Here is a 22,491-nt window from a genome sequence, read left to right as displayed (position 1 = left end):
TGCAGCAGCGATCCGGACACAGGAGACGCTATTTGCCCGATTTCCGTCACTTTGGCGCTTCTTGCGGACTGAGGAGCCGTTATTCATTGTAATTCACCCTATTCTTGACCGTTTCTTAATAAATAACAGCTTCTGGGTCCGCTTGCCGAAGCGATCCGGACACAGGAGCTGCTATTTGTCCGATATCCGTCACTTTGGTGCTTCTTGCGGACATAGGAGCCTTTATTCATTGTAATTCACCCAATTCCTGACTGTTTCTTAATAAATAACGGCTTCTGGGTTCGCTTAACGCACCAAAATGCTCACTTTTTGCGAAATTGCGGCTCTACAGTCCGCGTGACGTGTCCAGCATAGCATCGATGTGCTAGTGACATGGTATACTACTCCAATGTGAAGTATCGATCCGGACATAGGGGCCGTTATTCATTGTAATTCACCCTATTCCTGACCGTTTCTTAATAAATAACGGCCTCTGGGTCCGCTCAACGCACAAAATTGCTCACTTTTTGCGAAATAGCGGCCCTACGGTCCGCGTGCGGCTGCGGTCCGGACACAGGAGCCGCTATTTGCACGATTTCCGTCACTTTAGCGCTTCTTGCGGACCGTGGATCCGTTATTCATTGTAATTCACCTAATTCCTGACCGTTTCTTAATAAATAACGGCTTCTGGGTCCGCTAAACGCACAAATTTGCTCACTTATTGCGAAATAGCGGCCCTACGGTCCGCGTACAGCAGCGATCAGGACACAGGGACTGCTATTTGCCCGATATCCTTCACTTTGGTGCTTCTTGCGGACCGAGGAGCCGTTATTCATTGTAATTCGTCCAATTCCTGACCGTTTCTTAATAAATAACGGCTTCTGGGTCCGCTCAACGCACAAAGTTGCTCACTTTTTGCAAAATAGCGGCCCTACGGTCCGCTTCAGGCAACAAGCAATGCCAGCATAGCCACATTGCACAAGTGGCATGTTATAGAAAAGCACCGCACGGCTCTAACTGAAGCCGTGCGGTGCTTAGTCCTACTCGTACAGAGCGATCAGCTCGTCCACGAGCTCGCCCACATAATCGACCGCGGCGCGAATATTGCTCGCGTCCGTCATGTCGACGCCGGCGAGCTTCATCAGCTCGAGCGGCGGTAGCGATCCGCCAGCCTTCAGCGCGGACAGCCACTGATCCACCGCGGGCTGGCCTAGCTCGCGAATCCGCTTCGCCGAGGCTGTCGAAGCGGTCAATCCCGCTGCATACGTGTACGGATACAGCGACATGTAGTAGTGCGGCTGACGCATCCAAGTCAGCTCAGCGCCCTCGTCCATGATGGCCGAGTCGCCCCAGAAGCCGCTTAAGATGTCCCCTTTCAAGCGGGACAGCAATTTGGCGGTGATTGGCTCGCCTTTTGAGGCAAGCTCATATACTCTGCGCTGCAGCTCGCCTTCCAGTAGATGCGTCACGAAGTTGTGGTAATACGTGTTCAACAATTGTGAGATGACCCAGCGGCGCATGCGCGGATCTTCGGATTTGCGGAACAAGTGATCCGCAAGCAGCATTTCGTTCATCGTCGAAGGCGCTTCGATGAAGAACAGCGACGGACGCATGCTCGTGATTCGTTGGTTGCGTCCAGCCAGCATGAAGTGCCCGGCATGCCCTAGCTCATGCGATAAGGTGAACGCACCACGCATGCTGTTCGTCCATGTCATCAGGATGTAGGAATGAGAGCCATAGATGGACGAACAGAACGCGCCTGTCGACTTGCCGATATTGTCGGCATAGTCGATCCAGCGTTCACTGAACGCTTCACGCATGATCGCCGCGTACTCAGGACCCATCACCTGCAGCGATTCTTCCACGGTCTTAGCTGCATCCTCAAACGAGATCTCTGGATCGTACTCCGGATCAAACGGAGCCTTCAAGTCGCTGTAGCGAAGCTCATCGAGACCGAGGACACGCTGTTTAAGCTTTGCCCATTTTCGCATATGAGGCGCTAATTCGGTCTGGATCGTATCTAATATCGCTTCATACATCTCATGAGTAACCTGCTGCGGATGGAGAAGCATCGAAGTGACATTGTCATAACCGCGCAGCTTGGCCATCACGACCTGCTTCTTCACTTCAGTCGCGTACATTTCAGCAATGCCATTTTGATGTGACTTTAACGTATTCGCGAACGATTTGAAAGCTGCCCTGCGCAAATAAGTATCCTTCGATTGTATGTATCGATTCTCGTACAGCGCAAAAGAGACAGGATGTGTATTGCCTTCAAGATCGACAACAGATTGGAAGGACATATCCGCAAGCTTCGTCTGCTGATAGATCTGGTATGGTGAAGCGAGCACCCCGCCTAATGCCGCCAACGCGGCTTCCGTTTCCGAATTCAAACGATAAGGCTTCGAGTTCGTGATCTGATCTAAGAAAGGTTGGAATTCACGGAGCTTAGGCTCATCTGACTGAAACTGCTTCAGATTATCGTTGCTTATCGAGCTAATCTCTGCGGAAATAAAGGACACTGCCGTCGATATGCTTGAAGTCATATCCAGAGCGCGGCTGTTGTTTGCTTGATTAGTCGCATTTGTGCTGTCCTCCGATATCTTCAATCTGGAGTAAGCGGAGCAGATCATCGCTCTCTGTTGAATAACTTCCATCGCTTCCAGACAGCTGAGCAAGGTGGTTGGTCCTTCGTACAGTTTACCTTTGTAGCAAGTAACGGTGACTAGATCAGCCAATATCGACTCCATTTCTTGACGCCACGCGGTTTCATGTTCAAACAGATCCTCTAATCGCCAAGTCGCCTCAAGCGGCACTTCAGAACGAAGCAAGCGTTGTGACATGTGAACATCCCCTCTCTTCCTGATTTAACCAACTTCTATCATAATCGGAAATGGCCAATAAGGACAACCTATACTACATAAAATCGTGCATGAATGACCACAATAACCATGATATTCATGCTGTCGAGATTATACAGCAGCCAAGGAGAACACCAGATGAAACGAATAATTCTAACTATAACTCTTATCATTGCGATGACGATGGTAACAGGAGTCCAGCCAACAGACGCGAACGGGGGTACATATCACTTCGGCTTCAAGAAAAGCCGCAATGGTCAGCTTCCCTCCATTGATGAAGAAGGCTTTAAGCCGATTATCCAGAAATACGGCGCCGTCTTTATGGGGGACAATCAGCAGAAGACACTGTTTCTTACATTTGACAATGGATATGAAAATGGCTTCACCTCCTCGATCCTGGACACGTTAAGGGATAAGAAAGTGCCTGCTATCTTTTTCGTAACAGGCCACTATGCCAAGACGCAGCATGACCTGCTGAAACGGATGAAGTCAGAGGGACATCTGATCGGCAACCATTCCTGGAGTCATCCGGATATGACGACCGTTTCTGATGAGCGAATGAAAGAGGAATTAGATAAAGTATCCGCTGAAGTTTCACAGATTACTGGACAGAAGCAGATGAGATACTTGCGTCCGCCGCGAGGAATATTCAGTGCGCGAACGCTTGATGTCAGCAGCAAGCTCGGGTATACGAATGTATTCTGGTCCTTAGCTTACAAGGATTGGGATGTTCATGACCAGAAAGGCTGGAGATACGCATACGATAACGTGACAGCACAGTTTCATCCCGGCGCGGTCATTCTGCTTCACTCCATCTCGAAGGATAATACGCTCGCTCTCGGAGCCATCATTGATGAAGCGCATAAGCAGGGCTATGAGTTCGCATCTCTAGATCAACTGTCTGCTGGTCATCAATTAACTCCATCCACTCCTTAAAATGAAGTTCAAACCAAGAAAACGGATGATGTCCCACGCCTTGAAGGGCTGGTCAATCATCCGTTTCGTCATGTGAAGCTGCTTAGTACGTCTCTAGAAGTCGACGCTCTCGTGTTCCGTCAGTTACTATAGCTTCGCTATAGGAATAACTAATCTCAAGCATATCGGATATCCGTTCAGGTTTCTGGTTAGATTGAACTGGAATGTTGACTGGAATATGCAGCTGCTGATCCCCAGGCATCACTTGCTGTTGATCTAGCGTCACCTTTTCCAGGTCAGACCTCTGGAACCCCCCCGTTTGCATTACAAGCGTGATTTGCATATCTACTGGCTTGTTGCTATAGTTCTTCACACTCATTGAGCATTCTCCCAACCACGCGGAATCAGCTTCTGAATACTTATACTGACAGGAAGCAATCTGTTTATCGAATCTTAACGCATTAATACCAGATGCGAAATTCTCTTGATAAGCGGTCACGAGCTGTGCCGGAAGGTACGTGATGACTAGGAATGCTAGGAATGTGATAAGACCTCGACTGCGATCCAATGACTGATACAGCATGCGCAGAAACACAATGATTCCTATGAGTATCGGTAATCCAGTCAGCATGATCTGCCCATTTCCAATATCAAACACAGTCTTGATTCCTAATGTCTGATACACCATTTCCAACCAAGAATATCTGTGCGGAAAGCGAATCATCAGGAGCATCAGCACTGTAAGCCCAATCAGTGCATTTCTAAGCTTGCGCTTGTCGCGAATAAAAGTCTGTTTACGCGGAATTAAAGATTCAGGATAATGATTCATCATATAGACTATTCTCCTTTCGTAAGGATGGATATACGTAATCGTCAATTATCTTTATTAGAATAATAGCAATTTATATGATATATTACATCATTTTCCACACGAAATCCCATAACTTATTCAGCAGGATGAATTGCCATGTAATCGGCAAAATGTTGTACTGAATACAACAATACTTACAATAATCCGCGATAATAGGAATATAGTTGTACGTTATACAACATAGTTGATCATATAGTATTCACAATTACATACTGCTTGGAGAAATGAAAGTTATGCATTAATTAACAAATATCTATTTATTTCTTTTAAACTGTCATTTGGCTGATCGATGTGAAGTTATGCTTTATACGAAATAAGAGTTGTAGACACACCCAGAACGTATTACACTCGAACATAACAGCATGTCAGTCTAGCTTTAGATAATAAGCACTAATCTCGTAGTTCAACCACTACATAGAATCGTACTATTATTGCGAAGGGATGGTATGTTAATTGAATCAAGATGCGTTAGCTTATCTCAAGCGAATTGGATACATAGGACCAGTCGACAACAGTATCGCTGCACTACAACAGCTTCAAGAATGTCATGTGCAGGCCGTGCCGTATGAGAATTTTGATATCATAAATCGTGTCCCGCTATCACTTGAGGTCACTGATCTATTCAATAAAATTGTGGTTCGCGGCCGCGGCGGATACTGCTTCGAGCTGAATGCCCTCTTCGGCTGGCTGCTGCAGGAGCTTGGCTTCAAGGTGACGAATTATTTCGCGCGATTCTGGCGTGATGAACCGAATACACCTCCTAAGCGCAGACACCATGTGCTCCAGGTTGAAGCAGATGGACAGCTGTTTCTATGCGACGTAGGCGTAGGAGGAGTTGTTCCGCGCAAGCCGATACAACTGACCGAGCGTCTCGTTCATGAACAGGGCGATGAGCTGTACCAAATGGAACACGATGATTACTTCGGATGGGTACTGTGTGAGTATAAACATGACGAATGGAAATGGCTCTACTCCTTTACAGAAGAGCCGCAGCTCCCGAAGGATTACATCATGGCATCCTATTGGTGCGAAAACGCGCCGGATTCGATATTTACGATGGACGCGATGGCAGCGATTCGCACACCAGATGGAAGAAAGTCGTTGGCAGGCCGTGAGTTTCGTCTATTTACGGCTGAGGGAGTGCAAGTGTTTACACCAGAGACAGAGGAAGAATACCAGGAAGCGCTGCGCGAACATTTCGGCATCCATTTATAATAACGATAATAAGCCAATCTATCCGCTCTACTAGAGAGATTGATTGGCTTATCTTGTGTCAAACATATTCTAATTGCAGTTTGTCACTCGTCTACCCACGATAACAAGATCACGCTCGATCCCGTCTAACACCGCAACGCGCGGCAATAACCCCCACTGCTCGAATCCAAACTTCGAGAGCAACGCTAAACTCGGTTCATTATGTCCAAACACGAAGCCCAGCATCGTCTGTATACCGATTCGCGGGCATTCCTCCAGAGCATGACGCATTAACATGCTGCCGATCCCCATCCCACGGTGAACCTCGCTAATGTAGATGCTGATCTCCGCAGTCGCATTATAGGCTGGTCGTCCGTAAAATGGCTGATAGCTGAACCAAGCTGCAATCACTCCATTCGACTCTACCACCCATAGCGGGTGCTTGTCCGACGAATGCGCGTCAAACCACGCTAAGCGATCGTTCGTCGTGATCGGCTCCAGATCTGCCGTTACCATACGACTCGCAATCGTTGAATTATAGATATCGACGATTGCAGGCAGATCGTCAAGCATAGCGTCTCGTATAACAAGCTTGTCTGTCATGTCAAGCAACCCCCTCTGACTGTAAATGATGTGTATTACATTGTAATCAGTTATTAGCATTATGCATTAGTCATTTATTCGAATCTATCGTATTCCCACTATCTCAACCTTAATTCGATCTGGATCCTCAAAGAATACAGCATAATGCCCTTCTCCTCCAGCATGAGGATATCGGTCTTGATACAACAGTGTAACACCTCTAGCTTCAAGCTTCTTTGCGATAGTGTCTACCTGCTCCTTGGATTCCACTTGAAAGGCCAGATGATTAAGCCCTGTACGTTTGCGGTGATACGGAATGTCTAGGTATTCGCTCTCTGTCTGAACAAACACAATATATGTACTGCCGTACTTCCAGCTTATCCCTAGCGGCCACTGCTGGTAAGAGGTATAACCGAGCTCTGAAAGCAACCATCCCCAGAACTCAGTTGTACACTGCAGGTCTGATACGTTAATCTCAACATGATGCAGCATTGCTCCCCCAACTTTCCTGTGTCATTATTTTTGCTGCAATCCATTCTCCACGCTCTTGTAATCGCTGCATCCATATCATCGACTTCCATCACGACCTATAGGGTGCTCTTCCGGCGAATGCGCGTCAAACTTATTAGCATTATACGTTAGTCATGAATTAAAATACTGCATTCATCCCCTGCTTGTAAATCGATACTGAAACTTTCGCCTGCCTGACAGGTGATTTCATATGTACGTTCTCCAATGATCATTAACAGTCTTTCGGATCCAAAATCGTTTTGGACTCGGAATGAACCGTCCCTCTCAGCCCGCAGTTTAATGTACTCTAGCTTATGTTCACTTACCCTAGCCGATACGAGTACACCCATCTCGCCTCTGAAATCGCGGAACTCAGCTGTACGATCGGCCCATGCCGCTGGGATCGCTGGAAATACGCATATCGTTCCGTCATCCACCTGGAGCAGCATATCTTGCAGAGCACATATAGCGGCGAAGTTGCCTTCTAACGTAAATGGACGGTAATGGAACATGCACACACCCGCATGCTTATAATCGCCATTTAAATGGAACCCGTTCGGTGAACATGTATACCGCCACATTTGCTGCAAATGGTAGAGTGCGGCTTCCCCATTGCCTTGCCATGCGTACATAGCTGCCGCCCATGCAAATGAATAACCTACCCATTGTCCCTTGCCGAGCGCCTCCAAATTGGAGATCGTCTTATCCGCAATCTCGCGATCCCACTTCGAACCTTTCCGATTGAACAGCTTCAACGGATATATAGCCATCATATGTGAAAAATGACGATGGCTTGCGGTAAGAGCTTCCTTGGGGTTAATCATCAGCACGCCGTCAGTGGATACAGCGAGGTCCGGAAGCTTCTCTATCACATTCGCCCATTGCTCTGCTTCAGCCAAGTATCCAAGACGTTTAGCCATATCATGCAGACGTCGGAACAGATACATAAGTAAGGACAAATCAAAGTTACTGATCGGGTCGAGCCATGCTTTCAGGCTATTATCATGGAACTCAGGCGAGCTCGAAAGCGGAAGCTTGAGCTTGCCGTCCTCCCCTAGCTTAAGCCAATGCTGAACGCATTCCGCCGTTTCCTTAAAGTACACATAAGCTTTATCACGAAGAAATTCTGGATCTCCCGTGCTGAGCCAGTAATGGTCGAATGCTTGGCATAACCATATCTGATTCGTGATGCTCAAGCTATACATCGGCCATCCACCCATAGCTCCGCCGGCAATCGTCATCACCGATGGGAGATTGATGCCTGGCGCATCATAGAAGCGTTCCGCAAAACGTTTAGCTTCAGGACGTAAATTCCAGAGGAAATCGATGAAGCTCTCCCCTTCTTCGAGATGGTTCGCTTTCGAATAATGCCAATAGCTGAGCTGGGTATTTAAGTCATGATGGTAATCACCCTTCCACGGCGGGAGCTCCCCTTCATCAGCAGTCCACACACCTTGGAGGGGCATCGGCGAAGCTCCTTTTCGTGAACATGAACCGAACAGATAGTTGTTCAGTACCCACATGTTCTCAGCTTCCGCATCCGGAAGCGTGATCGAACTCTTGCTCCAGTAGCGGGCCCACCAAGCGGCATGCTCTTCGAACGCTGTGTCATACCCTGCCTCCAAGGCGGATACAACCTTCCGTTTCGCCTTCTCAAGCCAATCATCTCCATCATGATTTGCAGCAATAGTATACACGATAGTTCGTTCCCCTGATGTCGCGTTGGACTCTGCAACCACGATCGCATATTCAAGCTCGTGGACCGTTCGTTGGTGGAACCATCGCACGTGCCCGTCAGCATGCATGGTGGCAGCCGAATAGCCAAGACGAGTGAGACTCGAATGAAACACGGGATTACCGTCGTCATCCTTCAGCTCTCCATCATATTCCGGAGGTGTAATATCAAGCCTTCCGGCGACTTCCGAATCGCCAACAATCCGGATATAGCCAAGGCCGTTCATGGCATGCATATAGCTGGATACCTTCACATTGAGATCCCCGAACTTCAACTCGATGTGTGCACATGCTTCCTTTAGAGAAAGACGGCTTACCAACCGATCAGCGGATTGTCCAAAGTTCAGCTCTATCCTTCCAGCAGGCAGTTTAGTGGGGTATGGATATTTCTGATAGATGTCGTCAAATCGCTTCAACAGCCCCTCTTGGTCGCCACGCTTCACGCAATCGATCATTTCTGCATACGTAAAACCATCATCCAGCACCTCCGGAGCTAACCGGAGATCCCATAGATCGCCGCGGTCCAGACTAAAGCGCAATGGCGAGCCGTTCCCCCATAACAGACACCCGGTGAATCCGTTGCCAAGCGGTAGTGCCTCGTCCCATCTTCCAATCGGTTGATCGAATAGAAGATCATATTTGTTGTCCATTCGTATATCCCCCGCATTCGTCTTAATAACAGAAAAGGGCAAACCATCCCAAAAATATTAGGAGGCGCCCGTTCTGTGTTATTTTATCATTCGAACAATATTCTTGTCTTCCGACAATTATAAGTTCTTAATTTACAACTTCTTCGCATTCGCCCCAAGTCGTCACTCTGACGCTGACTAGAGGCTTTGGATCACCTTCGAACTTGCAGCTAAACGATAGCTGGTGTCCGCCAGTCCGCAAGATGGGAGCATCGGCAGAAGCCTGTACGGTTTTTAGTAGATTCCAGTTCTGATCGTAAATTTTACCGATGCTGTCGCTATCACAAACGAGATACTGATTCGCGAAGACCTCCGTATCGAATGTCATATATACACCGTTCGTATAGAAAGTAGGTCGTATAATTGAAGCTTCGTCGTTACCATGCGAAGGAATGACGCGCAGCGTAAACTTTAAGGGTTGATCCGCATATCGGTTAAAATAAGTCCAATCTGCACCCCCTGGTTGCCCTGGTTGCAGCTCAGCTGGGTTGCATACGAGCGGTTTAGAAATATGAACTGGATATAAGCTCCACTTATCTTCACCCGCTGATTCCAAATGCCAGTCGCCTTTCGGATCCTTCAGCCGTTCCCGCTGTTCTGGAGTGAAGGCGCCTAATTGTCTAGCTCTCTCCCACTCGCGCACGGCCGTAAATATCGACTCGATGTTCCCGTTCCGCTTCAGCACAGCCACATCAGCAACTAAAGCAAAGCCTGCATTAAATCCTGCAGCTTTGGATAATACCCATTCGATTTCGTCCGGTGATGTCGCCTCGAACTGATCAGAAGCAGAACGAACAAGAAACCAACCAAGCATAGGAGGAATGAAGTTCCTGGCAAAAAATCGTTGGTTACTAAGCCTCCATTCAAGCTGCCCTTCCCGTGTTGCGGCACCCCAAGGCTCGCCCCAATTAAACCTCGTGAATACATGCCACAGGTAATTTGGAACAACGATACTAGCATCATTAATGACTTCATCGCCCCAGCCGTCATAGCACATTTTCACAAAACGATTAACTCCGTAACCGTCTTGCCCTGTTGCATAGCAGCCTTCCAAACCATCGAATGATATTTGCTTCAAGCCCGTTGTCGTGAACAGATCGCTAATGCGTGCGCAATATTCGTCCTGCAGCTCGATGTTCGGGAAGAATACATCGTACGGGTGATCCCATAATCGACCTATGATCGTTCCCGCTTCATGCACTGCTATGGTCGTTCCATTAACACCACGCTTAACGCCGGTCAGTATCCAAGGCGCACGATCTGTAACTGCACTATATTCAATTAGCTCACTGCCGAGTTGTGCAGTATGTCGGAATAAATTGAACTGGAACGGTGCAGGGTCGTCGACCTCTATGCAATCTGCTTCTAAGTTAACTGTTGCAACAAGCCGCGACGTGCCCGCGAATTGCAGTCTTGCATCCGGTACCGGTGTTACATATGAATCATTCCGGGTCGTAAAGTTAGACAGTGTATGAACACCGACATGAACGCCCTCTCTCTCTGCCATTGCCACAGAAGACTTTAACCCTTCATCCCCGTTCGGGAAGCTCTTCGGTTTTAGAGTGAAATGTCCCCAATTGCTGAAAGGATCGGGATGATATACGTATTGGAGACCAGCTAGTTTGGTATAACGTATAGCTTCGGACATGGTGGCTTCGGAGAAATCCGTAATCAAATAGGATTGGTTCGCTGCGGGCGATATTTTACCCCAAATTCCTTCGATCATCGGGTGAGGCAATCCCTCTCCAAGCTCGATCGCTTCAATTGTCTCAAGCACTTGCTGAAAATCGCAGCCGAACAAGGCAATGCGTGATCCGACAATATTAGCGTCTTCCTCACGAATTGGTTCTACATCAACCACCGGTAAGTTCCATACTGGACGACGTGAGCTTTTCGAACGATTTCTAGCAAATGCCTGCAGCATGCTTCCTTCGCTTGTCGGCCACGCCGCGCAAACATCATATTCGAACTTATTGTCGGATATTTGCTGGTTGTCAGGATCAGGTTTTACGTTCCCATTGCCTGAATAACTTTGCTGCACACCATCCAATCGATCGAGCTCGATTGGCCAGCCTCCTACAGTCTTGATGTTCAAAGCCTGAAGGCCGATCGCGAACTGTCCGTTATGCACGACACCAACCGATTCACCGACTGAACCAACAACCGTTGTAAAATAAGGCCCCCATATGATCGCATCCACATGATCGCCTGCAATACTTTGAATCTCAAATGTCGCATACTGCGACTTTTCTCTCACCAACACATCGACTATAGCACCGCTTTCAGAAAATTCGAAAGTTAATAGACCCTCTACCGTATTGTACGATACTTTCGAAGGCTCCTCCATTCGACCTTCGATGATAGTGCGAATAAGCACTGTAGTGTATGTCGATGATGCATAATTATGATTGCTGGTATCATTCATCCCCATGATGTGACCTTTTTCGTTCAAGTGTACCTTCAAGGCTCCAGCATGTATGGTATACATGGTTTTCCTCTCCCTGTCACATATTTTCTCATTAAAGTGTTCCTCTATGATTGATATGCTTCTTTTCAACAAAACCACACTATTTACTAGATAAATTCAAACATCCTTTCCAATTCCAATAAAATTGGGAAGGATGCTTGATCAAGTCATATGATTACTATTTTAAATTTTCATCATATATTTTTTGTGCTTCGTCTAGTACTTGATCTCCCCCCATCTTCTTCCATTCCTCAACGAAACTATCAAATTCGTCCAGAGGTTTGCGACCCGTAATAAAATCAATATAGTTTTGCAATGTATACTGTTTCAGCTTATCTTGTGTTTCATTGTAGATTGGCTTGTTGAATGGTGCTAATATATCGATGTTTCTCGTTCCCTTGGCGCGTGTATCTTTCGCTAACTGACGCAAGCTTTCTTCTGATGTATACGATGTTTGGAAATCGTAATCATTGAACGAGCCTGCCATTGAGTAACTGCCAATCCCCGCTTTTTTGCGTTCTTTCTCGTCCGTGTATGGAGGGTTGAATGCAATCGTTCCTTTATCACTCTTATTCCAATGAACACCTTTCTCTCCAAAGTTCAGTTTTTCATAAATTTCAGGATCAAATTGGGTAGCTTCGAATATTTGCATGTATTTGATCATTTTGTCGCGATCCTCTTCTAATTGCTTCCCAAACATGACCCCCGAAGCATAGGCTGGATTGTACTGCGACATTCCGTATTTACCATCTGGCCCCTTTATGCCGCCTTCGATTGCAAAATTAAAGCCTGGATGCTTCTTCGCTAACTTATCGTACCACTGTTCTCCACCAAGAAATGCATTACCCGGCAAAAACGCCCACCAGTAAAACTCGATGGCTCCGATTTTGTCCGTAAGTACTTTATCTTCCACGTTCGCTCCCTTATTGACGACAAATTCTGGGTCGATCAATTCGTTTTTATACCAACGGTTCAGAACTTCAAGCGCTTGTTTCGCGCCTGGTTCAATTTCTCCACGGACGATCTTACCATCTTTCTCACGGAAAATATTCGGATAGGCGTCATATGCGCCAAACACAGAACTGAACAAGTTTTCGACATTATCACCTGATGCAGTGATTCCATAAGTATCTTTTTGACCATTGCCGTCAGGATCCTCGTTCCGGAATTTCGTCAAAGCAGCTTCCATTTCATCAAGCGTTTCCGGAGTTTTGGTAATACCTACTTTTTTCAACCAATCTTCCCGAAAAGCGAGCTGCATCCCATCGATACCGATATCCCAGATGACAGGTAATCCGTAGATCTTCCCATCTCTTCTAATATACTTAAATGGGTCCTCGCCAAGATATCGTTTAAGCCATTCCATATATTTCGGCATATTTTGTTCAATTAACTCTTGTGGAATTTCTGCTGCAACGTCCTGTTCGAGGAACTTATTATATTCTGTGAACGATGGCTCTTTCCACCAATCTGGAATTTCACCTGAGGAAATGAGAAGATTCAGTTTTTCTTTCATAGCTTCTCTGGATGTCGCAGTAAATTCCAGATCGACGCCGAACTTCTCTTTCAGTGCATTTAGCCCGACAGAGCCCTCCGTTTGATTTTCATCTAAGTTCCAAAACATCAATTTCATTTTTGGTTTCGATGCTTCTCCATTGTCTGTCGATTGTTTCTTCCCATTCTCGGCCTGACTACTTGAGGAATTGCTGCTGCTACATCCCGCCATGATCGACATCAGCATGACTGAAGACAGCACTCCAAGCAATATACGCTTTTTCATCATTTCAACCATCCCTCTCTATTTTTGAACAATTTTCTATTTTGGGGGGTTACCCTTTAATAGCACCGACCATAACACCTTTGACAAAATACTTCTGAATGAATGGATAGACGATAAGCATTGGAATGATCGAGAACATGACAACCGTGGCTTGCAGCTGCCTTCCAGAAAAGACTGTTTTATTACCGATATTTTGAATGACGCTGTTGATGTCCGCCATGCTGTTCTGAATAATAATTTTGCGTAAAACAATCTGCAGCACTTGTTTATTAGGATCTGAAATGTAGATCATGCTGTCAAACCATGCGTTCCAGTGGCCGACACCTACCCATAGAGCAATCGTAGCTAATACCGGCTTCGATATTGGTATGACGATCAACGTGAATATCCGCAAGTAACCTGCTCCATCAACCCGGGCCGAGTCTTCCAGTTCTTCAGGAATCGAACGGAAAAAGTTACGCATAATCAATACGTTAAACGCACCAATCATACCTGGAATAACAAGCGACCACATTGTGTTAAGCATATGCAGTTCCTTAATAAGCAGATACGAAGGGATCGTCCCCCCAGCAAACAGCATCGTGAACAAAATCATGCTCGTAAACGTCCGGTTGAAAGGTAAGTCTTTTTTTGATAATGGATAGGCGGTTATCGCCGTGAAAAATATAGAAATGATAACACCAATCACGGTTCTCATAATGGTATTCCCGTATCCCGTCCATAGAGCGTCAAACTTGAAGGCCAATTTATAGCTCTCGAACGTGAGTTGCGTCGGGAACAGTATGATCCCTGATGAATAGGCAGCACTGTCAGCTCCTGCACCATCTAATGAAATAACGACCTGCGTCCAAAAGGGGTACAACGTAATAACGACAACACCTAGTAGAATGAGATATAAAAAGACATCGATTATTTTGTCACCCGTTGATTTTTTTACGTTAATCATCTTTCTCACTCCTTCGTCCACCCAGGCGAATTACCATATGGCATGCTCCTTGCCGCCGATCCATTTCACAATCTGATTAACGACAACGATCAGGATCAGAGCAACCACGGATTTGAACAATCCAACGGCCGTTGCATAGCTATAGTTCATCTCAATCAAACCTTTGCGATACACATAGGTGTCAATAATGTCTGCGACATTATAGACTTTAACATTGTACATATTGAATATTTGATCGAATCCCGCGTCCAATATACCGGACATTGATAAAATAAGCATAATGGCTATAACGGGGGCAAGCATGGGGATCGATATATATAACATCCGTTTAAACCGGCCCGCTCCATCGAGTACAGCAGCTTCATACAACTGCGGATCGATGCTCGAAATGGCCGCAAAATAGATAATTGAACCCCACCCGAAGCCTTGAAAAATACTCGTCACCACAAGAATGGTTCGGAAGTACCGATCGTCAGCTAAAAATAACATCGGGTCGCCGCCAAATAGTTTGACAATACCATTGATTGGACCGTCTAGAGAAAATAACGTAAAGAATATCCCAGCCATGACAACCCACGATATAAAATGCGGTAAATACGATACCGTTTGAACCATCTTCTTGAATTTCACATTTGAAACCTCACTCAATAACAGGGCAAAAATGATGGGTACTGGGAAACCAAACACCAGCTTGCTTAAACTGATAACTATCGTATTTTTCAATACGGTAAAGAAATATGTGTCGTTTAAGATTTTTTCGAAATGATGAAGTCCTACCCAAGGACTGCTGATGATACCCTTTGTAATTTTAAAATCTTTGAATGCCAACAGTACGCCATACATCGGGAGATAATGAAATATAATATAATAGAGTAATGCCGGTATTAACATAATCAGCAGCACGCGGTATTGTTTAAACTTCTTACTCCTTTCCCCTCTAAGCGCACGTTTCGTGGTAACTGCCATCATCCTATCGCTCATAGCTCCATTCCCCTCCTCTCTGCAAACGCTTTCTTTCTGATATACAAACTATATCACAGGAAACTTATGGAATAATTATCAAATATTTTAGAAATGATTCGATTTTTTACGAAGTTAAAAAGCCCGTCCGGCTAACCGGCGGGCGAAGTTGAGCATTGGAACATAAGTTTCTTTTGATGCGTTACTATTCAAAATTTTGTGGAATAACGAGGGTCATAACCGTACCATATCCCAGTCGACTCTGGATCGAGATGCCGTACTTAGTTCCGAACCGCAGCTGCAGCCGCTCGTTGACATTTTTGAGACCATAGCCGGCCGATTGCATCGTAAGGATCATATCGATTGTCTCCTGATTCATACCTGGACCGTTGTCTTCGATCGCGAAATTGACCGTCCCTTTATCAAGCCAGGCGCTAACACGTAGAAGCCCCCTTCCTGTCTCCCTCTGTCTGATTCCATGCTTGATCGCATTTTCCGCGAGCGGTTGAAGAATTAAATTAATGGTTGAGTAATCGTGAACCTCATCATCGATCTGATAATCGACATCGAAGCTATACTCGTCCATAACCTGAATAATCTCAATATATGATTTGATATTCTCTAATTCCTTACGCACAGTAATAATATTGTTGCCTTGATTAAGAGCCGTCCGATAAAATTTCGACATCGATGTAACCACATGACTAATTTCAAGCGCATCGTTTTTAAGTGCATTCCAATTGATAAACGAGAGGGTATTGTATAGGAAGTGAGGATTGATCTGCGATTGCAGCGCTTTGAGCTCTGCCTCCTTCTGGATGATTTTACTGCGATAGGATTCATCAATCTGCTCATTTAGTCGATTAAGCATTTTACCGAACCGATTGGTCAGTTCGCCGATTTCATCTCTGGACTCACTTCGAACCTGTAAATCCAGCTCGCCCCTTTCAACCCGCTTCATCATTGTATTGAGTGAGAATATTCGTTTGATAAACGTTTTGGAAAAGATCGAAATAATGATCAGAAGACTGACAATACAAGCAAGGATCACGATTAACGTTGCATTAATAATTGAACCCGCGTTTGGGGATAAATGCGCTGTAGGTACGAAACAATAGATCGTCCAATTAGCCTGTGGTATCTCCTTCTTGACAAGAAACATCTTCGTCTGACCGATGCGAACCGTCCCTTCATCGAGTTTCATAATTTCCTTGGAGTCGAAAACGGTCTGCATTGCACTTTGATTCGCATATATGATCCGGTTATTTACATCCGAGATGACGACACCATACTCATGCGCGAGATCAGTAATACTATTGAAGAAACTGCTCTCATTTATTTGCAAATAGACAATATTCGTGTAGGGCTCTTTTATAAAGCTTGGGAATTTATAAGTGACGAACAGTTTGTTGTCTTCATATTGCCATAGCGGTTCTATCTCCTTGATCGCTTCGTTATACCATGGCTCCTCATAAACACGTTTGTATGAAACTACTGAATCGCCGAATTCCGGTACAGTGCTTTGCGTGTAGAAAGTTATTTTCTGAATCTCCTTGTCTAGGTTCCTCATCATGATGAAATACGGATCTAAGTAATCTCTCAAATCTCGTGAAAGATTGACTAGGTCGATATAATCATTTCTTACGATCTTCTGAAACATCTTATTGTATACAATGGATCGAACCAAATGATTGTAGCGTTCAACTGATTGATCAATACTCTCAGTAACTGTATTCACATTCTTATCAATTCCCTGCAGTCCCTGCATATTGAGCATTTCCTTTGATTGATTGTACGCGTATATACCAAGCACCATAATCGGGATGATAATAATGATTAAATAGGATAGAAATAGCTTTTGATTGAACCTCAAACGATTAAACAGTCCATAGATTAGCCGTTTCATCATTTAGGTCTCTTCTCTGAATTGGGATGGCGTACGACCGAAATGATTTTTGAATAACGAACTGAAGTACGGAAAGTTGCTATAGCCAACATCTTGTCCGATATCGATTATTTTACGGTTTGTTGTGATAAGCAGCTCTTTCGCTTTTTCCATTCGGTGCAAGGTCATGAATTTATTAATACTTATCCCTTTCTGTTTCTTGAATAGATGGCTCAAATAACTAGGAGATAAATAAACCCGCTTCGCCAATATCTCCAATGACAAGTCAGTCTGATATTCATTCTCGATCATTCGGACGACTTCTTCGATAGCTCTGGGTAGCGCTTCTGCATTCGTTTCGCCGAAAGTCTCATTAACCTTCAAAATGCTCAATACGACTTTACGCAAATCACTCAGCTTCACAGTTTTATATATGGCCTCCAAATGCAGCTTGAAGCTATCATTATCCTTTTTCTTAGAGTTATTGAATATGGTTTTGACAATTTCGGTGCACACGTATTTTACATAGGTAACTGTAAAGTGCTCGTAATTTTGTAAAACGTCAAACAATTGCTCGACATGCAGCTGCGCGATATCATATCGGTTGTGCTGGATATTCTGCGTCAGCTCCGTTAGCACCTCATTCACTGCTACAGTCTTATCACCCACAACGAAAGACGTGCGGTTCGCCAGCAGCACCGTACCCTCATCGAAAAAAAATTTGTTTTCCAGCATCGTTTCCATCTCTTGAAATTCTTTGTAGAGCTGCTTCGCATCGTCCACCAGTTTACTAACTACAACACAGATATCACTACCGTACATTTCTTTGAATATCCGGACCAAATGCTGGCCAAATTCCGATATAACTTCCAGCGATTCGTCAGGAAAGGTTTCCAAGAGCAACAGCCCTTGAAATTCATTCAAATGAATAAAATCGACGTTGCGATGAATTAAATCTCCGAGCTGCTGTTCGAAGTCCAGATCAAGCCGATCGAAAAAGCGCTTACGGGAATCCAGCATCAGCATCCGCATGTAGGGATAACTACAATATCCACTGATAGGCAACTTCTGATCTAGTTCTTCCTCCGTCACATCTGTCTTGCTGAATATGATGTCGGTCAGCTGCTTCTGCTTTTCGTATCTGACTTCCTTTATATAGGCAGCTTCCAGCCTTTCCTGCTGAACCTTCAATTTCTGAGCTTCCTCACACAGCTGGATGACCTCGTTCATATTCTTAATAAACTCGCTAACCTGCACTGGTTTTAATATATAATGGATCGCCTTCAAATCGATTGCCCTTTGTGCATATTCGAACTCACCATAGGCGCTCATAAACATCATTTTGATAGGCTTACCAAGCTCACGAACCTTCTCTGCGAGCTGTAATCCGTCCATCCCATTCATCCGGATGTCGGAGAGCAAGATGTCTACATCATGGCTTTCGATAAATGAGAGAGCGTTTTCACCACTATCAGCTTCAAAGATCTCCAAATTCAATCCATATTTATCGACGAGAAACTTTACTCCATCCCGTTCGAACTTATCATCATCGACGACAAGCATTTTTAACATCGAACCTCACCGCCTTCCGCCAGAAATGTATTCACAAAATGAGTCTACCACAAACTAAATCATGGTAAAAAGCGCCAATTTACAATAGGCGATCGTGGAACAAGAACCCTCAGGCTCCCTTAAATATGCAACAAGCCTCCTTTACATTACCACTATACGAAGACTTGGGTTCCCCTAGTCCTCTTGCAGTAACATGTTGGAGGCTTATTATTATGAATAGGCTATTTCTTCTGTTGAGTCAGTCCGAATCCGATTCCAACCGGATCAACCAGGTAGGCTAGATAGAATGTATCGAATTCCATCTTGTCACGGACGATCATCGCCCCATTCTCCACACTCTTGCGAATCGCTGCATCCATATCATCGACTTCCATTACGACTCTTGTGCCATGCGGGAAATCATGTGGAGCTTGAGCTATACCGCCATTGATGCCAGTCTGGTTATCTCCCCCTGTTGTAACAGGATGGTAACCCCAGTTTGGCTCTGCAAAGGTCCATCCAAATACCTCAGAATAGAAACTCTTAGCGCGTTCAGGATCTGAGATGTTCATTTCAAACAATACGACTCTTCCCATCATACAGCCTCCACTAAAAATGGTATTTGTTACCTTATCATTATAAAGAATGTATGTTCCCATCGTCAACTAGCAGCTTTTTCTCAGCTCATGCGCTCTGTACGACTGGGTGAAGATTTACTTCTACTGTTGGAGTCAGACCCGCTCCAAGTCGAACAAACAGCTGCTTCTGTGAGTTAGGTTATTTCGCTCTAGCCTCTCCATCTCTGCAGTGCCTCGTCTCTGTAACACGGTTTTTCCCCTTTATCTCACCTAAACTGCGAGTCTAGCCCGCTGTAACGGGGTAAAAACCTGTTATCTCGCTCTGGCCTCTCCATCCCTGCAGTGTCTCGACTCTGTAACACGGTTTTTCCCCGTTATCTCACCTAAACTGCGAGTTTCGCCCGCTGTAACGGGGTAAAAACCTGTTATCTCGCTCTGGCCTCTCCATCCCTGCAATGTCTCGACTCTGTAACACGGTTTCCCCCCCGTTATCTCACCTAAACTGCGAGTTTCGCCCGCCGTAACGGGGGAAAACTATAAATGCTAACTTAAAGATGTACACTGAAAGTGAATGACGTTTGTTCGATCAAAACTGTACATTTGGATTCAATCATTTACAGTTGAGTATTGTCGAACTGGGGGGGCTTGTGCAATAAAAAAGGGACAAACGGTTAGTTTGCCCCTTTTTATATCAAATCTCTTGTAAGACAAAGAGGAGACTTCTGAAATCCCCCTCTAAATGTGGAATAGAGAGTCCGAAGTACATCAATTCATCTCCTCTGTACACCTTGCCGTTATGCTGGAGACGATACGACTTATTCGGGTCGAGTCCTGTCAGACGTAATCTACGTAGTGGTGCATTCGGCTCGGCAAGGACCTTAAAGTAAGCAGCAAAGGCTTCTTTTCTATCCTCAGATACAAACATCCACGCCGTCTCATTCCCTTCAAAAGGACTGAGCAGCCGATAGAAATCTCCATAATGGATTAGCTTTCGGAGTTCTTTGTACTGGGCAACTTGCTGCCGGATGTCTTCGCACTCGGATTCGCTTAGCTTTGTCAGATCCAACTGATATCCAAAATTTCCGGACATCGCGACATGACCTCGCGTTTCCAAAGGGGTATTGCGGTGTACCTGGTGATTTGGAATGGCTGAAACATTAGACCCCATTGAGCTTGCGGGATACACCATACTTGTTCCATATTGAATCTTCAATCTTTCAACCGCATCCGTATTATCGCTAGTCCAGGTCTGAGGCATATAATACAGCATACCCGGATCAAATCTTCCGCCACCGCCGGAACAACTCTCGAATAAAATATGTGGGAAACTAGAGACAATTCGCTCCATCACTTCATAAAGTCCAAGGATGTAACGGTGCTCCGTTTCGCGTTGACGTTCTGGAGGGAGCTGAGCGGAACCAATCTCCGTCATATTCCGGTTCATATCCCATTTTACATAAGTGATTGGCGCCGATGACAGCACGGCACTGACCGAATCCACAATATAATCCTGTACATCCTTGCGCGATAAATCGAGAATCAACTGGTGCCTAGCTAATGTTCGTGTATGTCCTGGCACATGCAAACACCAGTCCGGATGCTCACGGTACAGATTACTGTCTGGAGATACCATTTCCGGCTCAAACCAAAGGCCAAATCGCATCCCCATTGCTGTGATATCCTCTCCCAGCTTACCGAGTCCTTCTGGAAGCTTGCGCTGATCCTCAACCCAATCTCCTAATGAGCAATTGTCATTGTCGCGCTTCCCAAACCAGCCATCATCCAAGACAAACAGCTCCAAACCAAGCTCTTTGCCTGCATGAGCGATTTCTTTTAATTTGTCTGCGTTAAAATTAAAGTAAGTCGCTTCCCAATTATTTATGAGAATCGGTCTTTGCTGATCACGAAATTTACCTCTGCTTAAACGGGTTTGATATAGCTTGTGATAGGTTCGTGACATTCCACCTAATCCTTCAGCCGACCGTACAAGTACGACTTCTGGAGTCTGAAATGTATCTTCAGGTTCTAACAACCACTGAAAATTAAATGGCTGAATACCCATGCCAACTCTGGTCATCCCATATTGATCCACTTCCGCCTGTGCTAGAAAACTACCACTGTATACAAGACTGAACCCGTATACTTCACCATGATTCTCCGTCGCATTTTTAGCCAGCAAGGCAATAAACGGATTTTGCTGATGACTGCTGGAGCCACGTTTGCTGTCAATCCGATGAATCCCAGGTACAAGCGGTCTCTTATGGATATGGCGTTCTCTCACCCAAGTGCCTGACAGCTGCAGCATATCAAATTCGGAATGATGGAAATCAACATTAGCGCTTAATACTCGGTTCAGTATAACCTTGTCCTGTCCTAAGTTCTCGATACGTACGGAACGTGTGATTGCGTCAAAATTGTTAAATACGGTGTACAATAGAGTCGCCTTTAATCCACTTTTCGCATCTCGCAGAACAATTTCCAGCGTATCTGCTTCATCATCACTCTCAACATATGTGGAAGGTAGGCCCTGCAAACGCGGTTTACCTTTGCTTATCGTATAACCTTCATAACGGAAATCGGTAACTGTTGTACCATCCTGCAAGTGGACCTCGAGCGCTGGCTCTCGGAAATCACCATTGCCGTACGACGGAAATTCGTTTGGAAGAGTATCCAAAGAGTAGGCTTTATCCTCTAGCAGAAAATTTGGACTGAACGAGCATCTTTCTACTAAATCTAATGAAGGCTGAAATTGGATCCCTCCCAGTTTCGGACCCCAATAGAGATGTGCCGGAACTTCACCCTTAACGATTTGAATAATATAGCTGGAGTTACTGGATCGTAAATGAAACACTCGATTGCTGTTATCATAGTAAATGGACATGATATCCTCCTAATCTATACTAGATTTACATATTTGCTCTGAACTGAGGAGACGGCTACCGGTTCCATTCTTCGAGAACTATTTTAGAGGTATCCGAAAACGGAATCA

15 protein-coding genes are annotated in these 22,491 nt (G+C 45.3%); 2 read left to right on the top strand and 13 right to left on the bottom strand.

What is annotated here, in order from left to right; genetic code table 11:
• Window positions 1-1,019: 1,019 nt before the first annotated feature.
• The gene (pepF, locus tag AC3WTP_RS12980) at window positions 1,020-2,822 is read right to left on the bottom strand and encodes an oligoendopeptidase F (protein ID WP_492395038.1); all 1,803 of its coding nucleotides are present in this window, start codon (window positions 2,820-2,822) and stop codon (window positions 1,020-1,022) included.
• A gap of 195 nt (window positions 2,823-3,017) precedes the next feature.
• Between pepF and pdaA the strand changes: the two genes are divergently transcribed.
• The gene (pdaA, locus tag AC3WTP_RS12975) at window positions 3,018-3,776 is read left to right on the top strand and encodes a delta-lactam-biosynthetic de-N-acetylase (protein WP_492395134.1); all 759 of its coding nucleotides are present in this window, start codon (window positions 3,018-3,020) and stop codon (window positions 3,774-3,776) included.
• An 82-nt stretch (window positions 3,777-3,858) separates the two neighbouring features.
• Here the strand turns inward: pdaA and AC3WTP_RS12970 are convergent, their stop codons facing one another.
• Complete coding sequence (locus tag AC3WTP_RS12970) at window positions 3,859-4,587, bottom strand: hypothetical protein (protein ID WP_492395037.1); 729 nt, start codon at window positions 4,585-4,587, stop codon at window positions 3,859-3,861.
• A 492-nt stretch (window positions 4,588-5,079) separates the two neighbouring features.
• On the opposite strand from AC3WTP_RS12970, the gene AC3WTP_RS12965 reads away from it, so the two are divergent.
• Window positions 5,080-5,841, top strand: coding sequence for an arylamine N-acetyltransferase family protein (locus AC3WTP_RS12965; protein WP_492395036.1), 762 nt, complete (start codon window positions 5,080-5,082; stop codon window positions 5,839-5,841).
• Window positions 5,842-5,910: 69 nt separating this feature from the next.
• Here AC3WTP_RS12965 and AC3WTP_RS12960 read toward each other — a convergent pair whose 3' ends face one another.
• The 11 genes from AC3WTP_RS12960 to AC3WTP_RS12910 all read right to left on the bottom strand — a co-directional run bounded on the left by AC3WTP_RS12960 (window position 5,911) and on the right by AC3WTP_RS12910 (window position 22,383).
• Complete coding sequence (locus AC3WTP_RS12960) at window positions 5,911-6,423, bottom strand: GNAT family N-acetyltransferase (protein WP_492395035.1); 513 nt, start codon at window positions 6,421-6,423, stop codon at window positions 5,911-5,913.
• A gap of 84 nt (window positions 6,424-6,507) precedes the next feature.
• Window positions 6,508-6,894, bottom strand: coding sequence for a VOC family protein (locus AC3WTP_RS12955; protein WP_492395034.1), 387 nt, complete (start codon window positions 6,892-6,894; stop codon window positions 6,508-6,510).
• Window positions 6,895-7,040: 146 nt separating this feature from the next.
• A complete protein-coding gene (locus tag AC3WTP_RS12950) occupies window positions 7,041-9,296 on the bottom strand; it encodes a glycosyl hydrolase family 95 catalytic domain-containing protein (protein WP_492395033.1) in 2,256 nt (751 codons plus the stop codon).
• A gap of 127 nt (window positions 9,297-9,423) precedes the next feature.
• Window positions 9,424-11,823, bottom strand: coding sequence for a hypothetical protein (locus AC3WTP_RS12945; RefSeq protein WP_492395032.1), 2,400 nt, complete (start codon window positions 11,821-11,823; stop codon window positions 9,424-9,426).
• A gap of 157 nt (window positions 11,824-11,980) precedes the next feature.
• Window positions 11,981-13,585, bottom strand: coding sequence for an extracellular solute-binding protein (locus AC3WTP_RS12940; protein WP_492395031.1), 1,605 nt, complete (start codon window positions 13,583-13,585; stop codon window positions 11,981-11,983).
• Window positions 13,586-13,631: 46 nt separating this feature from the next.
• A complete protein-coding gene (locus AC3WTP_RS12935) occupies window positions 13,632-14,528 on the bottom strand; it encodes a carbohydrate ABC transporter permease (protein ID WP_458568074.1) in 897 nt (298 codons plus the stop codon).
• 30 nt (window positions 14,529-14,558) lie between these two features.
• On the bottom strand, window positions 14,559-15,509 hold the full coding sequence (locus AC3WTP_RS12930; RefSeq protein ID WP_492395030.1) for an ABC transporter permease: 951 nt from the start codon (window positions 15,507-15,509) through the stop codon (window positions 14,559-14,561).
• Window positions 15,510-15,693: 184 nt separating this feature from the next.
• Window positions 15,694-17,397: a sensor histidine kinase gene (locus AC3WTP_RS12925; RefSeq protein WP_492395029.1), complete on the bottom strand. Its 1,704-nt coding sequence runs from the start codon at window positions 17,395-17,397 to the stop codon at window positions 15,694-15,696.
• Window positions 17,398-18,945, bottom strand: a complete 1,548-nt coding sequence (locus tag AC3WTP_RS12920; protein ID WP_492395028.1) for a response regulator transcription factor — start codon at window positions 18,943-18,945, stop codon at window positions 17,398-17,400.
• A gap of 221 nt (window positions 18,946-19,166) precedes the next feature.
• Complete coding sequence (locus tag AC3WTP_RS12915; protein ID WP_492395027.1) at window positions 19,167-19,520, bottom strand: VOC family protein; 354 nt, start codon at window positions 19,518-19,520, stop codon at window positions 19,167-19,169.
• 673 nt (window positions 19,521-20,193) lie between these two features.
• Complete coding sequence (locus AC3WTP_RS12910) at window positions 20,194-22,383, bottom strand: alpha-galactosidase (RefSeq protein WP_492395026.1); 2,190 nt, start codon at window positions 22,381-22,383, stop codon at window positions 20,194-20,196.
• Window positions 22,384-22,491: the final 108 nt, after the last annotated feature.

This window comes from Paenibacillus sp. EB106-04-04-XG159 (genome assembly GCF_058791835.1).
The sequence above is the reverse complement of the archived record's forward strand: the minus strand, read 5'-3'. Positions and strand labels throughout refer to the sequence as shown.

Bases quoted from the DNA above. Each gene is read 5' to 3' on its own strand.
- AC3WTP_RS12960 (WP_492395035.1), bottom strand. From the start codon at position 6,423: ATGACAGACAAGCTTGTTATACGAGACGCTATGCTTGACGATCTGCCT.
- AC3WTP_RS12925 (WP_492395029.1), bottom strand. From the start codon at position 17,397: ATGATGAAACGGCTAATCTATGGACTGTTTAATCGTTTGAGGTTCAAT.
- AC3WTP_RS12955 (WP_492395034.1), bottom strand. From the start codon at position 6,894: ATGCTGCATCATGTTGAGATTAACGTATCAGACCTGCAGTGTACAACT.
- AC3WTP_RS12940 (WP_492395031.1), bottom strand. From the start codon at position 13,585: ATGATGAAAAAGCGTATATTGCTTGGAGTGCTGTCTTCAGTCATGCTG.
- pdaA (WP_492395134.1), top strand. From the start codon at position 3,018: ATGACGATGGTAACAGGAGTCCAGCCAACAGACGCGAACGGGGGTACA.
- AC3WTP_RS12930 (WP_492395030.1), bottom strand. From the start codon at position 15,509: ATGAGCGATAGGATGATGGCAGTTACCACGAAACGTGCGCTTAGAGGG.
- AC3WTP_RS12970 (WP_492395037.1), bottom strand. From the start codon at position 4,587: ATGATGAATCATTATCCTGAATCTTTAATTCCGCGTAAACAGACTTTT.
- AC3WTP_RS12910 (WP_492395026.1), bottom strand. From the start codon at position 22,383: ATGTCCATTTACTATGATAACAGCAATCGAGTGTTTCATTTACGATCC.
- AC3WTP_RS12920 (WP_492395028.1), bottom strand. From the start codon at position 18,945: ATGTTAAAAATGCTTGTCGTCGATGATGATAAGTTCGAACGGGATGGA.
- AC3WTP_RS12945 (WP_492395032.1), bottom strand. From the start codon at position 11,823: ATGTATACCATACATGCTGGAGCCTTGAAGGTACACTTGAACGAAAAA.
- AC3WTP_RS12935 (WP_458568074.1), bottom strand. From the start codon at position 14,528: ATGATTAACGTAAAAAAATCAACGGGTGACAAAATAATCGATGTCTTT.
- AC3WTP_RS12950 (WP_492395033.1), bottom strand. From the start codon at position 9,296: ATGGACAACAAATATGATCTTCTATTCGATCAACCGATTGGAAGATGG.
- AC3WTP_RS12915 (WP_492395027.1), bottom strand. From the start codon at position 19,520: ATGGGAAGAGTCGTATTGTTTGAAATGAACATCTCAGATCCTGAACGC.
- pepF (WP_492395038.1), bottom strand. From the start codon at position 2,822: ATGTCACAACGCTTGCTTCGTTCTGAAGTGCCGCTTGAGGCGACTTGG.